This window comes from Marinobacterium halophilum (assembly GCF_003014615.1).
Taxonomy (GTDB): domain Bacteria; phylum Pseudomonadota; class Gammaproteobacteria; order Pseudomonadales; family Balneatricaceae; genus Marinobacterium; species Marinobacterium halophilum.
In genome coordinates this window covers 76,778-93,154 of the sequence record NZ_PYGI01000003.1, presented here as the reverse complement: position 1 = coordinate 93,154, position 16,377 = coordinate 76,778, and the positions used below count along the sequence as shown (strand labels likewise).

Below are 16,377 nucleotides of genomic sequence, written 5' to 3'. Positions count from 1 at the left end.
CTTCAAGCACCTTGAATGGATGGACGCTGACTGACCTGTTGATGCCAGCGTTGCAGGTTGGGCAGGGTGTTATTCAGTTCGATCTCCAGACGGCCGAGAAAGCTACAGAGGACATAGGCTGTTATGTCCGCAATCGAAAAAGATGCCCCGGCAACATAAGGAGCTTTGCTCAGTTGTGTGTCGAGTATCGGCAGAAAGTTGATCAGCCGTGTACGTGATTCTTCTCCCCACGCCTTGATACAGGTTTCACGATCACTGAAAAAGCCAGAGATATTACGGAATGCCTGAAAGGCTGGCACAACGCCCTGAAGTTCAATAATGCGTTGCCACATCTCAATCTGTGCCTGTTCTAGTGGTGTGCGACCGAACAGGGCCTTGTCGTTGGGTGTGGTGGCATCGAAATAACGGCAAATGGCCACGCTTTCGCAGATATGAGTGCCATCATCCAGCTCCAGTACAGGAATTAACCCATTGGGTGCCTTGTTCATAAAGGCTTCAGTCCGGTTTTCGGCGGCACGAATATCAACATCGCTCCGTTCTACGTCGATTTCCAATTCTCGAAGAAAAATGGCGACGCGCTCGGCACTGGGAGTGCCCGTTTTTTCGTGGATAATCATGATGGCCTCTTATGGTTGTTATCGGATCGAAGTATTACAGCTAAGTATATTCAAATAATTCCAGTCAGACGGTGCGCCCAGCGTTGAGCAATGGGCCCGAATGTGAACGCAATCAGCCCTGCTGCTGGCCAGGCCATGCAAAAGGCTCGCAACCACTGTGCGAGATACAGCTCACTGAACCCCAAATTGAGCCAGGTGACGTAACCGGTCATGAAAAAACTCAGGAAAAAAGACATGAACATGGTAAACCAGAGCCGCTGCTTCATAGACGTACCTGAGGTTGAGCGTGAATGATGAGCAGGAGTGTATATACTTGCTGAAACATTAAATACAAGATGAAATGCAATCATTAATTACAAATATGAAACCATCATTTGATGATTTGGCGTTGTTTATTCATATCGCCCGACTACGCAGTTTGGCTGCTGCAGCCGACTCTCTCAAATTGCCGGCTGCAACTGTTACACGCCGGCTTAAGCGGCTGGAACAAGCCTTTGGTTATCAGTTGATTCGTCGCTCGGCACGTCACTTCAGTCTGACAGGAGAGGGTGAAGCCTGTTATCAGACTTACGCCGGCCTAATCGATGAGTTGGAGCAGGTAACTCAACGGCTTAACCGCGATAGTCGGGAGATGAGCGGGCAGCTTCGTGTATCGGCACCGACCAATCTGGCGGCGGGGTTTTTGCGGCCGATGTGGACCGCCTTCATGAAGGCGTATCCAGACGTGCGCCTGGAGTTGATGCTGAGCAATCGCACCGAAGATATGTTGGAGCAGCGGATCGACATCGCACTGCGCATCGGTCCCCAACCAGACTCGGGTCTATATCAGAAAAGGCTGGGGCGAGTCTGCACCCGGATGGTGGCGTCACCGGAGTATCTGCGAGAGGCGGGTGAACCGGTTGAACTTGAACAGCTGCAAGATCATCGTATAGCCGTCTTCAAGCCACTGTCCTGTTGGACCCTTCAACACGCGCCAACCGGTCGTAGTTTAAGCATGCATCCGACACCTTCCGCATTGATGGATGATCTTTCTCTGGTGACGCAGTTTGCCTGTGATGGTTTGGGTATAACCTTGCTACCCGACAATGAGATTCAGCGGCCGTTGAAAGATGGGCAGCTCAAGATTGTTCTGCCTGAATGGTCCGGCCCGCGCCGGGAAATTTTCGCTGTCTGGCCTGATGGCAGGCTGCTCAATGCCCGTGCTCGTTGCTTGCGCGATTTCATGGAAGAGTATATTGGTCGCCAGCCTGTTTTCCAGAGAGAGACGGGCTGATTTCACACAACAGTAATTCAATTTTACGAAACTACGTTTAGCCGTAGTTGAGCCCCGCGACACCTTGGTGTCACGCCCGAATTCAATAATGCCTACCCATTGAAGCACCGGCCCTGAAGGCCTCCGGTCATCCGGACCCGATAACGGTCGAGTGTTCTTTGCAATCTGTTAATACAGCTAAGGCTAATTTGAATGTGGGCTTTTCATAATCCGGTCAATATCCATTTCGGTGCAGGTGTTCTGGAAACGCTGGCGGACTCCTTGCAGGGGCGACCCTATGCGCTGGTGACTTATAGCGATTCCGTGTTCCAAAGTTTGTCCGAGCGCGTTGTTGCGTTGGTGGGAGAACCGGCACTGGTAATCGACAATATCCAACCCAATCCGGACTTCACCGAACTTGAGGCGTCCTGTGCCCGCTGGATGACAGCTGACCAGGCACCGGAGGTGATCATTGCCCTAGGTGGCGGTTCCGTTATTGATACCGCCAAAGTGCTGGCGGGTGCCAATGGCGACTTTAACCGGGTGCGTCGGTTTTTACAGCAGGGGGACGGGCGCGAAGAGCTGGTAGCGGTGCCGATCATTGCCATTCCGACCACCGCCGGGACCGGCAGTGAAGTAACCTGCTGGGCGACGGTCTGGCACAGTGAAGCCCAGCGCAAGTATTCGCTGTCTCTGCCCGAACTCTACCCGGAAGTGGCGCTGGTAGATCCGGAGCTAACGCTGGAATTGCCGCTGTCATTGACAGTGAGCACGGCGCTGGATGCGCTCAGCCATGCGCTGGAAAGTCTGTGGAACGTCAACCGCAACCCGATTTCCAGTGCCGCAGCGGTCAGTGCCGCACGTGAAATCATCGAGTGGCTGCCGGTGCTGGTGGAGGAGCCTGAAAATCTGATGCTGCGTACCCGTATTGCGGGGGCGGCACTCATGGCCGGGGTGGCGTTCTCTAACACCAAAACGGCGATTGCGCACAACCTCTCTTACCCGATCACGTTGAGGCATGGCACGGCCCATGGCGAAGCCTGCTCTTTTACGCTGCCTACCATTTTGCGTGCCGTGAGCGGGGAAAACACCGAGCTGGACAGCTTGCTGGCGCAGATTTTCGGGACGCCGGTTGATCCCGGTATCGAACGGCTGGAGCAGATGCTGCAGCAGCTTGGTGTCTCGACGGACTATCAGGATTACGGCATCAGTGATGAGGAGTGGGACGAAATCGTCGACGCGGCCTTTGCTGGTGAACGTGGCGCCAACTTCATTGGCGACAAGGACCGCTTTCTGGCGGTCAGCGACAACCTCCATCCACGGGCATCCGCCCAAAACCTACAGTGAATCGACCCGAGGTCTGATCATGAACAAGCAACTGCGTACCCGGCTGAGCAAGTCCTTGCAACGCCATGTTACCACCCTGGCCATGACGGCGGCGGCCGTTATGGGAAGCACTCAGCTGCAGGCGGCGGAGTGTGAAAACCCCGACACTCTCAGATTCTCGATGATCCCGACCGAGGAGAGCGTACAGGAGTTGACCCTGTACAAACCGGTGATTGACTATCTGGCGGAGGTCACCGGCAAAGAAGTCGAGTTCTACATGCCGACTTCCTATGCCTCCGTGATGGAAGCGATGATCGGCGGCTGGGTCGACATCAGTGTACAGGGTGCCAACTCCTATGTGATCGCCAATGAAAAAGACGCGTCCATCCAGGTGTTCGCCACCTACGCCAAGCGTCCGGGTCACCTGCAGCCTGAAGGTCCGGGGTACGAAGCGGTACTGATCAGCCGCAAGGGCGGCAAATTCGATTCCATTGATACGCTGGACAACTCCGTGCTGGGTCTGGGCGATCCGGCCAGCACCTCAGGCAACCTAGTGCCGCGCGTCGCCTTCACCAAGGTGCTGGGCGAAAAACTGGATGATCACTTCTCCAAGGTGGTCTACACAGGCGGTCATGACCTGACCACCATGGCGGTCTACGAAGGCAAGGTCGATGCCGGCTTCGTGGCCAGCCACCGTTTCGACAACGTGGTTGATCGCGGCATGGTCAAGCTGGAAGACTTCAACGTACTCTGGCGCTCTCCACCCATCCCGCAGGACCCGTTCACCTATCGTGGCGCACTCTGTGACGATCTTAAAGAGAAGATCCGTCACACCTTCCTCACACTGCACGAAAAGCCCGAGATGAAGCAATTCCTCGATAACGTGAACTCCAACCGCTTCGTTGCCATGACCGATGCCGACTACGACATCGTGCGTGAACTGCGCGAAGCACGAAAAAAAGCCCAGCAGTAATAGCCGAGACCGGAGCTGCGGGGCGGCTCCGGTCCGGTCGTTAGAACAATGAAAGCGAGAACCGCATGTCCATTCTCCAAGTGCAGAACCTGAAAGCCCGCTATGCCCAGACCGGCGACGATATCCTCAAGGGGATCAGCTTCGATGTGGCGGAAGGAGACTTCTACGCCATCATCGGCCCCAGCGGGGCGGGCAAATCCACCCTGATCCGTTGCATCAACCGGCTGGTCGAACCCAGCGAGGGCAGTGTCTCCCTGTTTGGTCAGGAGCTGACCACGCTGTCGGCTCGTGAGCTGCGCAAAACCCGTCGCCATATCGGCATGATCTTCCAGGAGTTCAACCTGGTGAACCGGATGTCGGTGATGGACAACGTGCTGTCTGGACGTCTCGGCTACGTGGGTACGACAAGAAGCCTGTTCAAACTGTTCCCGCGCAGCGATATCCAGCGGGCACTGGAACTGCTGGACCGGGTGGGCCTGATCGACCATGTCGACAAGCGTGCCGATCAGCTCAGTGGTGGCCAGCGTCAGCGCGTCGGCATCGCCCGAGCTCTGATGCAAGACCCGCAACTGCTGCTGCTTGACGAGCCCACCGCCAGTCTGGATCCGAAGATCTCCCGCGATGTGATGCAGCTGATCCGTGATACCGCACGTGACTTGGGTATTCCGGTGCTGTGCAATATCCATGATGTGGCGCTGGCCAAAGAGTTCTGTAACCGCATTCTGGGGCTGCAGAGTGGGCGCATGATGTTCGATGGCAAGACCGCCGACCTAGCGGACAGCGACCTCGAACGCATCTATGAACTGGAAGTGCTCTGAGGACACCATGACCCATCTCATTACTTTACAGGCTGAGCTGGAGCGCAGTCGGCGACGCCGCCAGTGGGTACAGCTGCTGATGCTGGCGCTGGTGCTGGTCACTGTGCTCGGCAGTGTCCAGGTGATCATCATCGAGGATACCGACTGGGCGCGCGTCGGCACGTTTGGCCAAATCATGGAATCGGTCGGGCGCTTCATGGCGCTGGACTGGAGTCTGATTCCACATCTGGGCATCCCGATGCTGGAGACCTTCCTGATGGCGTGTCTCGGCACCATTTTGGGGCTGTTTTTCTCGTTGCCGGTGGCCTGGTTCGGCGCCCTCAACGTGACCCCGTCGAAACGGATTCTGTATCCGTTCGGGCGTTTCCTGATGACCCTGAGCCGTTCCATCCATGAGATGGTCTGGGCGCTGATCTTCGTCGCCGCCGTCGGGTTGGGGGCTTTGCCGGGCATCCTGGCGATCGCCATGCGTTCGGTGGGCTTCATCTCAAAGATCACCGCCGAGGCGATCGAAAACATCGACCCCAAGCCGGTGGAAGCGATCCGGGCCGTTGGCGGCAACAACTTTCAGGTGATGACTTACGGTATTCTGCCGCAGATCAAGACCGTGGTGCTGGGCACGATCATTTTCGAGTGGGACATCAATATCCGCCGCTCGGCGATCATGGGGCTGGTGGGTGCCGGTGGCTTGGGCCTGACCTTCTTCCGCCAGATGGCGATGTACAACTACGGTGGCGTGACCGTGGTGATTCTGGCGATCCTCAGCCTGATTCTGCTCGGCGAGATCCTGTCCCACTACACCCGCAAGGCGATTGTCTAGGAGCATGCCATGAATGCATACACCACGATTCAGTTGAAAACGTCTACGCGGGAGTGGAGCCGCTACCGTTATCCACGAGACCTGTTCCGCTTCGCAGCTCTGCTGGCCACGCTACTGGGGCTGATGTTCGCCATTGATTTTCTCGGCATCGATCTGGCCCGGCTGCTGACCCTGTTTGGTCGCGTCGGCGAGGTGCTCAGCGAGCGCTATTTCCCACCGGATGTGGACTACGTGCTGCAGGGCGACTATCTGGCTTCGGTCGTGGAAACGGTGCAGATGGCCTACCTGGGCGCTTTGATCGGCATGCTGGTTGCCGCGCCCCTGGCCTGGTTTGCGTCCTGGAACATCACTCTGTCCCGTAGGGTGCTCTATCCGCTGGCGCGGTTGTTTATCATGGCCAGCCGCTCGGTACACGAGATGATCTGGACCATCCTGTTCGTTACCGTCCTCGGTTTCGGCATGCTGCCCGGTGTCTGTGCGCTGGTGATGTTCTGCATCGGTTTCGCCGGCAAGCTGTTCGCCGAAGAGATCGAGGTGATCGACATGGGGCCGGTAGAGGCGATGCGCTCGGCCGGGGCCAGCCCGCTGCAGACCTTCTGCTACGCCGTCTGGCCACAGATCCAGACCGCTTGGACCGGGATTGCCATCTACACCTGGGACGTGGCCTTCCGTGCCGCCACCGTGGTCGGATTCTTCGGTGCCGGCGGCATGGGCTGGTACCTGAAGCGCAATGTGCAGCAGCTGGAAACCGAACGCGTCGCCGCCATCCTGCTGTCGATCGTGGTGCTGGTGGTGATCTCCGAGCTGATTTCGGCCTGGGCCCGTCACCGTCTGAACCGAAAGCGAGTTGTGAATCGAATTGAAACTGAAGCCGAGGCGGCCTGAATGGCCGCCCCTGAGGAGAACAACTATGTCATCTATTGAAGCGGTCATTTTCGACTGGGCCGGTACCACCGTGGATTTCGGTTCCTTCGCGCCGACCACCATTTTTGTCGAGGCGTTCCGCACGGCTTTCGATTTCGATATCAGCCTGGCGGAAGCGCGTGGCCCCATGGGCATGGGCAAGTGGGACCATATCCGCGCCCTGGGTAATAATCCGGCGATATCCGCTCGTTGGCAGGCGCAGTTCGGTCGCGCCATGAGCGATGAGGATGTGGACCTGATTTATGACACCTTCATGCCGCTGCAGATCGCCAAGGTGGGCCAGCATGCGGATCTGATTCCGGGCACGCTGGACACGGTCGAGTGGCTGCGCGGGCAGGGGATCAAAATCGGTTCCTGTTCCGGCTATCCGCGCCCGGTGATGGAAGTGCTGCAGCAGGCAGCGGCTGAGCGTGGCTATGCGCCTGACTGCGTGATCGCCACCGGTGATCTAAAAGCAGGCAGCCGTCCGGGGCCTTGGATGGCATTGCAGAATGTGCAGGAGCTGGGCGTCAATGCGGTATTCCGCTGCATCAAGGTGGACGACTCTGCGCCGGGTGTCCATGAAGGTCATAATGCGGGCATGTGGACCGTTGGCCTGAGCCTATCCGGTAACGAATCCGGCTTGACGCTGGCGGAGTTTCTGGCGGCGGATGATGGAGCCAAGGCTGACGCGCGTGGCAAGGCGTCGGGCAATCTGGCAGCGGCTGGTGCGCACTACATCATTGATACCATTGCCGATCTGCCGGCGGTGGTGGAAGTGATACAGCAGCGTATCGCCAACGGCGAGCGTCCGTAGATACACCTGTTCGAAACAGGCAGCCGCTGGAGGCTTAGTTCTCCAGCGGCTGTTTGACCACCCCGATCAGCGCCTGCGTCAGCGGCGTTGATACTCGGTCATTACGCACCACCAGGCTGCTGCGCGCGGTCAATCCCTCACCGACAATCCGCTTGGCGATAATATTATCGTGTGGCACATGCTCATCATCAGCCACCACTGAAATGCCCAGCCCTTGGGCGACGGCTTCTCGAATCGATTCCCGACTGCCCAGTTCATACACTACGTTAATGTTAACGGCTTCACGCTCAATAGCACGCTCAAACAGCTGACGGGTCAGTGAACCGGGCTCGCGGCGAATTACGTTTTGATTTTCGAAATCTTGTATATACAGGCGCTCGCGTTGAGCCAGTAGGTGGTCGGCAGGCAGAATCGCGACCAATTCGTATTCATAAAAGAAAAATGCCTGCTGACCGGGCGTGTTACCTTCGGGCACGTAGAAACCGGCATCGACTTCGCCCCGAGTGATCATCTGTCCGACCAGTTCAGAGGCGGCGAAGCTGACCCGGATACGAATATTGGGGTAGAGGGCATTGAATTGTCTGATTAACAGAGATACCCGGTAAGGCGAAACGGCGGCAATATGAATCTCGCCGGTTTCGACCTTACTGTGCGCCAGCAGGATAAATTCCGCTTCACGCAGGCTGTTGAGGCAGCTGCGAAATTTGGGCAGCAGCGCCAGACCAAGATCTGTCAGCCTATTGTTACTGCGCTGGCGCAAGAACAGCTTGGCGTTGTAACTCTCTTCAATGCTGGCAATCCGGTTGACCAGCGTGGGCTGGGCAATATCGAGATAGCGGGCTGCATCCCTGAAACTTTTGTATTGAGCCAGGGCGCAGAAAGCCTCGATCTGGGCCAGTGACAGGTTGGACTTGGACATGAATGCTCGTGTGGATCGGAGTAGTTGCAATCCAGCATACAGCGTTCATGTGACAAGGCAGGGTCAACCAGGGTTGATCGCATTCAGCGGCAATGACAACCGTTGCCACTGTCCCAGCAGCTCCAGCATCAGGAAAGCGCGCTTTTCACCGTCGTATTCGACAAAGACCGCATTCAAATTATTGAAGGGGCCAGACGCGATGCGCACGGTCTGGTTTGGCTCCAGTGATGGTTGATCGGCTGCGTGCTTGAGGCTGTCGCGCAGCAGTTCGATCACATCATCCGGTACGATCGCCGGTTTATCGCCGAAGGTCAGAATGCGTGCCACACCACGGGTAGAACGAATGGGCCGCCAGTTGCTGGCCAACTCTGACAGTTCAATAAACAGATACCCGGGAAACAGCGGTTCAATTTTTTCGACCCGTTTGCCGCGCTGCAGTTTTTCCACCGTGATCAGTGGCAGAAAAACCTCGAAACCCTGGTTGCGTAGTTCCTGCTCAGCCCGTTCAGCCTGTCCGGGCTTGGATTGCACAGCGTACCATTTGTAGTCAGGCATAGATGAATCACGTGTTGAAACAATTGATACTTATTATATCAGGTCAGGCTGATATTGGCCTGCTTGCAGGGCGTCGCATGTGATCAGGGCGTCGCATGTGATTGAATTGCATCGCCTCTGTAATCGGGTAACATACTGCGCTCAATATGCCGGGCGGGGTGCTGTCAGTTTTCGAGCTGCGCACTTTATTGGATACCGCTACGGCTAAGCCCTTATAAAAAGGCATGGATACTGGGCCAGAGGATTGCCCTACATATAATCTCTGGGCGGTAGCGTGCCCGAACGCGACTCAAGGATGCAGCGTATATGCCATGCCAGGCGTTATCCATTTTTGTCATCCAGGCACAGGCCCATCATGACACTCAGTAAACCCGCCCAATCGGCAAGAGGCCTGACATTTTGGGGCCAGTGGGCACTTGGCAATATGCTGGTACTGGGACTATTGGGGCTGTTGGCCTACCTCAAAACCGGCGAAGTAGCCCCCCATTATCGTACCCTCGGCGTACTGGCACTGTTGGGGTCTATCCCGGTGTATACCCTGCTGGGTGTTTACAACCGCCATACCGGTTACCTCACCGGTGCTGCCCGTTTACTCGCGGGCTGGTTGCTGCTGTTGTCCGTGCTGGCTGTGTTGGCCTTTATCACCAAAACCAGTGAGCTGTATTCCCGTGAAGTCCTGTTGCAATGGACGCTTATCGGCTATGGCGTACAACTGCTGGCCTTCATCCCGCTACACAGCCTGTCTTGTCGCTATCACAACCAACTGCGTGAGGCGTGTCGCGCCGCAATTCTGGGCACCGGTGATTTGGCACTGCAGCTGGCGGATAAAATCAGCCGCAAGCGTAACGAACCTCTGCTCGGCCTGATTCGCACGGATGATCTCCCAAGCCTGGATGACGCGCTGTATCCTGAACTGGGCGCATCCAGCTATCTGCGTGAATTGATTGAACAGCACGACATTCGTCGTCTGTACATCGCCTTGCCTGCCCACGAGATGGAGCAGGTCAAAGATCTGTACATTGATCTGCTGGATGCTGGTGTGGATGTCGTCTGGATACCCGACCTGGCCAGCCTGGTGATGCTGAATCATTCCGTTACCGATATCGAAGGCCTGCCGGCCATCCACCTTAATGAAAGCCCGCTGACCAGCTATCCGACCAGTGCCGTGCTTAAGGCCGTACTGGACCGTGTGGCGGCGGCACTTGGCATTATCGTCATCAGCCCGGTACTGATCGGCACCGCCATTGCTGTCAAGCTTTCCTCCCCCGGCCCCGTGCTGTTTCGGCAACCGCGACATGGCATGAACGGTGAAGTGTTTCAGGTGCTCAAGTTCCGCTCCATGAAGGTTCATGACGACCAAATGGTGAAGCAAGCCAAGCGCAACGATTCGCGCATTACCGCTGTGGGCCAGTTCATCCGCAAGACATCCATTGATGAGTTGCCACAGTTGTTCAACGTCCTCAAAGGCGACATGTCACTGGTTGGGCCGCGTCCTCATGCGGTGGCACACAATGACTACTACTCGGATAAAATTACCGCGTACATGGCTCGGCACAGGATCAAACCGGGGATTACCGGGTTAGCACAAGTCAGTGGCTGTCGTGGCGAAACCGAAACCCTGGACAAGATGCAAAAACGGGTTGAACTGGACCTGCAATACATCAATAACTGGTCCGTGTGGCTGGATATCAAGATCTTGATCAAAACACCCTTTACGCTGATCTCGAAGGACATCTATTAAGCGTGTAAGGACACCGCCAGTTGCACTGGCGTATCGCCTGCAGGCAGGCTCCTACTACATACCCGTAGGAGCTTGCCTTGCAAGCGAACAGGCTCACACATAGGCAAAGGATCTGCCATGAACATTGAACACCACGGTGCCCGTTATGGCGTCACAGGCTCATGCCACCAGCTTCACATTGACGCCCATACTAGCCTGCTTATCGACTGCGGCCTGTTTCAAGGCAGCGAAGCGGGCAACGGTAACAGCAGCGAACGCCACAACATCGATTTCGATATCAGCAGCGTCAGGGCGCTGGTTGCTACCCATGTACACATCGACCATGTTGGCCGCATTCCCTGGTTGCTGGCCGCAGGCTTTAACGGGCCGATCATCTGCTCGCAGCCCTCGGCCAAACTGCTGCCGCTGGTGCTGGAAGATGCCTTCAAACTGGGCATTAGCCGTGACAAGGCGTTGGTTGAGCGTTACCTGAAGCAGATTGACGCGCGCATGATTGCGCTGCCGTACAAGCAGTGGTTCACCTTGATCGATACGCCCGAACAGCGGGTGCGCATCAAGTTGCAACGCGCCGGGCATATCCTCGGCTCGGCCTATGTTGAAGTGGATGTTGAACAATCGCCTGCGGGGCAGGCTGCCACGAATACATCTAACGATATGGATAGACTTAGGAGCGTGCCGCGCACGCGATCAAGCACCCGCATCGTATTCTCGGGTGACTTGGGAGCCAGCCACACCCCGTTGCTGCCCGCGCCCAAACCGCCCTACAAGGCCGACATACTGGTATTGGAAAGCACTTACGGTGATCGCAACCACGAAAGCCGTGCCACCCGTAAACAGCGGCTCAAGGCCGCCATCGACCGGGCACTGCGCAACAACGGCACCGTGCTGATTCCAGCCTTCAGCATTGGCCGCACCCAAGAACTGCTGTACGAACTGGAAGAGCTGATAGGGCAACCCTCTGATGGTAGGAGCCTGCCCTGCAAGCGATCAGGCACTGGCACCGAGGCCCCAATCCCGGTAATTCTGGACTCGCCGCTGGCATCAAAATTCACTGCCACCTACCGCGAGCTGAAACCCTTTTGGGACGAAGAAGCCCACACCCGGCTGAAACAGGGCCGCAAGCCCTTGGCATTCGACACCTTGCTTACCGTCGATAGCCACCACGAACACCTGAAAATGGTCCACCACCTGGCCCAATCCGGCCGTCCGGCCATCGTCATTGCCGGTAGCGGTATGTGTAACGCCGGGCGCATCGTCAACTATCTCAAGGCGATGCTGGGTGATGAACGCCACGATGTACTGTTCGTCGGTTACCAGGCCGAAGGCACACCGGGGCGGGATATCCAGCAATACGGGCCAAACGGCGGTTACGTCATGCTGGATGACGAACGTATCGACATACGCTCCCGCGTTGAAACCATTGGCGGCTATTCCGCCCATGCTGATCAGCAGGGGCTGGTCAACTTCGTGAAGGGCATGAAGCACAAGCCGAGCGCGATACGGCTGGTGCACGGGGACAGCGGGGCGAAACAGGTGCTGAGGCAAAAACTACAAACGATATGCACAACCGATACAGTGTTTCACCTTTAAGTAGCTTCCTGCATAAAGATCGGATGGCACCACGCATTATATGTCTACCTGTAGACGCTTGCTTTGTAGGAGCTTGCCTGCAAGCGATAGCCCAACACGGAATCAACCCCTAAAAAGGAACGCGCCCTGGCGCATGAAGTGACTCAATGACCAAAAAAATCCTGACAGTATTTGGTACCCGCCCTGAAGCGATCAAAATGGCACCGCTGGTACATGCCTTGGCCGCCGATGAACGCTTCGATGCCAGCGTTTGCGTGACGGCCCAGCACCGCGAGATGTTGGATCAGGTCTTGAGTCTGTTCGAGATCACGCCTGATTATGATCTGAACATCATGACGCCGGGCCAAAGCCTGAACGATGTAACTACCGCTATTCTGACCGGCATGAAGCCGGTATTAGAGGATTTCAAGCCAGATGTAGTGCTGGTGCACGGTGATACGGCAACCACATTTGCTACCGCACTGGCGGCTTATTACCAGCAAATCCCGGTAGGGCATGTTGAAGCGGGGCTACGCACCGGTAACATCTACTCTCCTTGGCCAGAAGAGGCCAACCGCAAGCTGACAAGTGCAATTACGCGCTATCACTTTGCGCCTACGGCCACGTCAAAAAGTAACCTGCTGACAGAAAACGTATCAGCCGATTTGATTAGCGTGACCGGCAACACCGTTATCGACGCCTTGCTTTGGGTGCGTGACAAGATCGACCAAGACGTAACACTTAAAACCGAGCTGGCTGCGGGCTATCCGATGCTTGATCCTGACAAGAAGCTGGTGTTGGTTACCGGACACCGACGCGAAAGCTTCGGCGGCGGGTTTGAGCGCATCTGTGAGTCATTGCGCAGGATTGCGCAGCAGCACCCGGATAGCCAGATTCTGTACCCGGTTCACCTGAACCCCAATGTGCAGGAGCCCGTCAACCGGCTGCTGAAAGGCGTGGATAATATCCACCTTATCGCCCCTCAGGATTACCTGCCATTTGTATACCTGATGACACAGGCGACCCTGATCCTGACTGACTCGGGTGGTATTCAGGAGGAAGCGCCCTCACTGGGTAAGCCGGTGCTGGTGATGCGTGAAACCACCGAGCGCCCTGAAGCGGTAGAGGCGGGTACCGTAAAACTGGTGGGTACCGATATCCATACGATTGTTACCGAGGTCAATAGCCTGCTAACAGACGCGACTTCCTACCAGCGCATGAGCCAGGCACATAACCCCTATGGCGACGGCCAAGCCTGCCAGCGCATCCTCAACGCCCTGATGTAAGCCTGTAGGAGCCTGCCTGCAGGTTATATTCAACTTACTCGACACCCGTGCATATAGCTTTCCAAGGACACCCCATGCAATTCAACACCATATCCGTTATTGGCCTGGGCTACATCGGCCTACCCACCGCTGCAGTATTCGCATCACGCAAAATCAAGGTGGTAGGCGTAGATGTTAACCAGCATGCCGTTGATACCATTAACCGGGGTGAAATTCACATTGTCGAACCCGACCTGGATATGGTGGTGCATGCGGCCGTGACCGAAGGCTACCTTCGTGCCACTACAATCCCTGAAGCTGCTGATGCCTTCCTGATCGCCGTACCTACTCCATTCAAAGAGTGCCCAGCAGGAACTCACCCTGTAGGAGCCAGCCCCGCTGGCGAACCACGCCATCCCGAACCCGACCTCTCCTACATCGAAGCCGCTGCCCGCGCGATTGCGCCAGTCCTGAAGCCCGGAAATCTGGTCATTCTGGAATCGACATCCCCCGTCGGCGCGACCGAAAAAGTGGCTGACTGGCTAGCCGAAGCACGGCCTGACCTGACCTTCCCGCAGACCCACGGTGAAGTGTCTGATATCCGTATTGCCCATTGCCCCGAGCGGGTATTACCGGGGCATGTATTACGTGAGCTGGTACAGAATGACCGAGTAGTGGGTGGCATGACAGCCAAGTGTTCTGAACAGGCCTGCGCTTTGTACAAAAGCTTTGTGCAAGGGGAGTGCGTTGTCACCAACGCCCGTACTGCAGAAATGGCCAAACTGACCGAGAATAGCTTCCGTGATGTGAACATCGCATTTGCCAACGAGCTGTCGATGATCTGCGATAAGCTGGATATCAACGTATGGGAACTGATTCGTTTGGCCAACCGCCATCCACGGGTCAATATCCTCCAGCCCGGCCCCGGCGTTGGCGGCCACTGCATCGCTGTAGACCCGTGGTTTATTGTCAGTAAAACCCCGGAAGAAGCCCGTTTGATTCGTACCGCCCGTGAGGTGAACGATAGCAAGCCGGAATGGGTGATCAATAAGGTAAAACTGGCAGTGGCGGAATATCTGCAGGAGAATCCAGATAAAACAGCCAGAGACGTAACGATTGCCTGTTATGGGTTGGCGTTTAAGGCAGATATTGATGATTTGAGGGAAAGTCCGGCGTTGGCGATTACGCAGAGGATTGCAGCCCAGCATCCGGGATCAGTGCTGGCGGTGGAGCCAAATATTAAAGAGTTACCACTAACTGCAGGCAAAAACTTGTCGCTTGAAACAATAGCCAATGCAACAGAGCGAGCGGTCATCGCTGTACTTTTGGTAGATCACAAATTATTTAAAGAGGGTGGAGTGCAAAAAATTGCCGAAAAATACGTGATTGATACGCGAGGTTTATATAACGACCTGACACATAAAAATTGGTAACGCAGCTATCAATTAAACCCCAATAGTCGTATATCAGGTAAGTTGCTGGAGAAGTTAAGTTGAAAAGCAAAAAAAAAGCCCTATTCATCGACGCTTATAGCTCATCTCATGTTGGCAATGATGTATTGCTTGATAGTAGTGCGCAACTGCTTTATCGCATATGGCCAGAAATCGAACTCCACGTACAAGCACAAGTTCCAGAGTCTTTTGGTGAAACAGTAAAAATACCGGGTATCACGAAGACTATGCTGTCAGATATCCCTCAGGGTGGATCGACTATAAGTAAGATTTTCTGGCTTCTGCGCATTACTGTGTTCATGTTGGTTCAGTGTCTTAATGCAGTTACATTTAAACTTCCCCCGCACTGGTTGGCACTTCCCGGTATACGTCGGAACGCAATGAAGGATATTCATAATGCCGATTTGGTCATATCCATTGGCGGGGAAATGATCAATGACTCCTTCCGTAAAACGCTACCCATGTATATGTTCATGTTTTGGTTAGCTTCACGTTTCGGGAAAAAAGTCATAATTTTTCCGCAAAGCATAGGTCCCCTTCGCAGACGTTGGGCCCGCTGGCTGGTCGCTAAGGTATTGTCTCGTTGCACAGTGGTGATTGCGCGGGATAAACCATCACATGATGAACTGCTCTCGTTAGGGTTGAGCGGTGCGCAAGCATGTTTTTGTCCTGATGTAGGTGTAGCGCAACCACAAGCTAGCCGCGAAGAAGCTGAACAAGCCCTGCGTGAATTAGGTGTAAACCTTGACGATAAAAAAGTCTGGATTGGGGTGATAGTTTCATCATGGGTTGAGGAAGGTATCGCAAGCAGGAACTACCTTGATGTTCTGGCAGACAGTTTACTTGAAATGGCAGAACAGAATGACCTGGGTGTCGTTTTTATGCCAGCGAACATGCCAGTATACGGGAACGATTCCTCCGATTATGATGCAGCAAAAAGAGTAATCAGCGCCGTGGAATGTAAGGTTGCGTGTTATATCCTTAAACCCGCTGTTTATTCGGCACGCCGCTACAAGGCTATGACCGCACGCATGGATATGGTGATATCGACACGAATGCATGCATCCATATTGTCTACAATGGCCGGTACGCCCACAATTACAATTAACACACAGCGCAAGTTACTAGGCTATATGAGTAATATTGGCCAAGCAGACTTATCTATTGATATTGCCGATCTAACTGCAGAAAAGTTGGTCGGCTGCCAAAAGCGCTGCATTAATGATGCGGAGGCCATTCGTCAACAATTGTTTGATGTGCGGGACAGCATCGAAGAACAGTTGTTTAAGTTTGGTGAAGAGTTAAAAAGTATCACGGGAAAATGATTTTTCTTTTGCAATACTCTCTCACT

At 55.2% G+C, this 16,377-nt stretch carries 16 protein-coding genes; 12 read left to right on the top strand and 4 right to left on the bottom strand.

The features are described from left to right. Nucleotides 1–2 precede the first annotated feature (2 nt). On the bottom strand, nt 3–617 hold the full coding sequence (locus tag CLV44_RS03025) for a glutathione S-transferase (protein ID WP_106590634.1): 615 nt from the start codon (nt 615–617) through the stop codon (nt 3–5). A 50-nt stretch (nt 618–667) separates the two neighbouring features. Continuing rightward, nucleotides 668–883, bottom strand: coding sequence for a DUF2798 domain-containing protein (locus CLV44_RS03020; RefSeq protein WP_106590633.1), 216 nt, complete (start codon nt 881–883; stop codon nt 668–670). Nucleotides 884–978: 95 nt separating this feature from the next. Between CLV44_RS03020 and CLV44_RS03015 the strand changes: the two genes are divergently transcribed. From CLV44_RS03015 to phnX, 7 genes are all read left to right on the top strand, one after another. Continuing rightward, on the top strand, nt 979–1,890 hold the full coding sequence (locus CLV44_RS03015) for a LysR family transcriptional regulator (RefSeq protein ID WP_106590632.1): 912 nt from the start codon (nt 979–981) through the stop codon (nt 1,888–1,890). A 192-nt stretch (nt 1,891–2,082) separates the two neighbouring features. After that, entirely contained in the window at nt 2,083–3,216 is a 1,134-nt protein-coding gene (gene psrA / locus CLV44_RS03010) for an iron-containing alcohol dehydrogenase PsrA (protein WP_170069246.1), read from the top strand. A 19-nt stretch (nt 3,217–3,235) separates the two neighbouring features. After that, a complete protein-coding gene (locus CLV44_RS03005; protein WP_106590631.1) occupies nt 3,236–4,168 on the top strand; it encodes a phosphate/phosphite/phosphonate ABC transporter substrate-binding protein in 933 nt (310 codons plus the stop codon). Between the two features lie 65 nt (nt 4,169–4,233). Next, entirely contained in the window at nt 4,234–4,986 is a 753-nt protein-coding gene (gene phnC, locus CLV44_RS03000; RefSeq protein ID WP_106590630.1) for a phosphonate ABC transporter ATP-binding protein, read from the top strand. Nucleotides 4,987–4,993: 7 nt separating this feature from the next. After that, nucleotides 4,994–5,806, top strand: a complete 813-nt coding sequence (phnE, locus tag CLV44_RS02995) for a phosphonate ABC transporter, permease protein PhnE (RefSeq protein WP_106590629.1) — start codon at nt 4,994–4,996, stop codon at nt 5,804–5,806. Nucleotides 5,807–5,815: 9 nt separating this feature from the next. Further along, entirely contained in the window at nt 5,816–6,691 is an 876-nt protein-coding gene (gene phnE, locus CLV44_RS02990) for a phosphonate ABC transporter, permease protein PhnE (protein WP_106590628.1), read from the top strand. Between the two features lie 25 nt (nt 6,692–6,716). After that, complete coding sequence (phnX, locus tag CLV44_RS02985; protein ID WP_106590627.1) at nt 6,717–7,526, top strand: phosphonoacetaldehyde hydrolase; 810 nt, start codon at nt 6,717–6,719, stop codon at nt 7,524–7,526. Between the two features lie 34 nt (nt 7,527–7,560). Here the strand turns inward: phnX and CLV44_RS02980 are convergent, their stop codons facing one another. Beyond that, complete coding sequence (locus CLV44_RS02980) at nt 7,561–8,445, bottom strand: LysR substrate-binding domain-containing protein (RefSeq protein ID WP_106590626.1); 885 nt, start codon at nt 8,443–8,445, stop codon at nt 7,561–7,563. A 63-nt stretch (nt 8,446–8,508) separates the two neighbouring features. Further along, on the bottom strand, nt 8,509–9,000 hold the full coding sequence (gene rfaH, locus CLV44_RS02975) for a transcription/translation regulatory transformer protein RfaH (RefSeq protein WP_106590625.1): 492 nt from the start codon (nt 8,998–9,000) through the stop codon (nt 8,509–8,511). 355 nt (nt 9,001–9,355) lie between these two features. Here rfaH and CLV44_RS02970 point away from each other — a divergent pair, with 355 nt between their 5' ends. The 5 genes from CLV44_RS02970 (at nt 9,356) to CLV44_RS02950 (ending at nt 16,351) form a co-directional block, all read left to right on the top strand. Beyond that, nucleotides 9,356–10,741: an undecaprenyl-phosphate glucose phosphotransferase gene (locus CLV44_RS02970; RefSeq protein WP_106590624.1), complete on the top strand. Its 1,386-nt coding sequence runs from the start codon at nt 9,356–9,358 to the stop codon at nt 10,739–10,741. Between the two features lie 117 nt (nt 10,742–10,858). Next, nucleotides 10,859–12,331 (top strand): MBL fold metallo-hydrolase RNA specificity domain-containing protein, encoded by a 1,473-nt coding sequence (locus tag CLV44_RS02965; RefSeq protein WP_106590623.1) that lies wholly within the window; start codon nt 10,859–10,861, stop codon nt 12,329–12,331. Nucleotides 12,332–12,477: 146 nt separating this feature from the next. After that, complete coding sequence (gene wecB / locus CLV44_RS02960; RefSeq protein WP_106590622.1) at nt 12,478–13,596, top strand: non-hydrolyzing UDP-N-acetylglucosamine 2-epimerase; 1,119 nt, start codon at nt 12,478–12,480, stop codon at nt 13,594–13,596. Nucleotides 13,597–13,670: 74 nt separating this feature from the next. Further along, nucleotides 13,671–15,008 carry a UDP-N-acetyl-D-mannosamine dehydrogenase gene (gene wecC / locus CLV44_RS02955; RefSeq protein ID WP_106590621.1) on the top strand — a complete coding sequence of 446 codons (1,338 nt, stop codon included), beginning with the start codon at nt 13,671–13,673 and terminating at the stop codon, nt 15,006–15,008. 59 nt (nt 15,009–15,067) lie between these two features. After that, complete coding sequence (locus CLV44_RS02950) at nt 15,068–16,351, top strand: polysaccharide pyruvyl transferase family protein (RefSeq protein WP_106590620.1); 1,284 nt, start codon at nt 15,068–15,070, stop codon at nt 16,349–16,351. Nucleotides 16,352–16,377 lie beyond the last annotated feature (26 nt).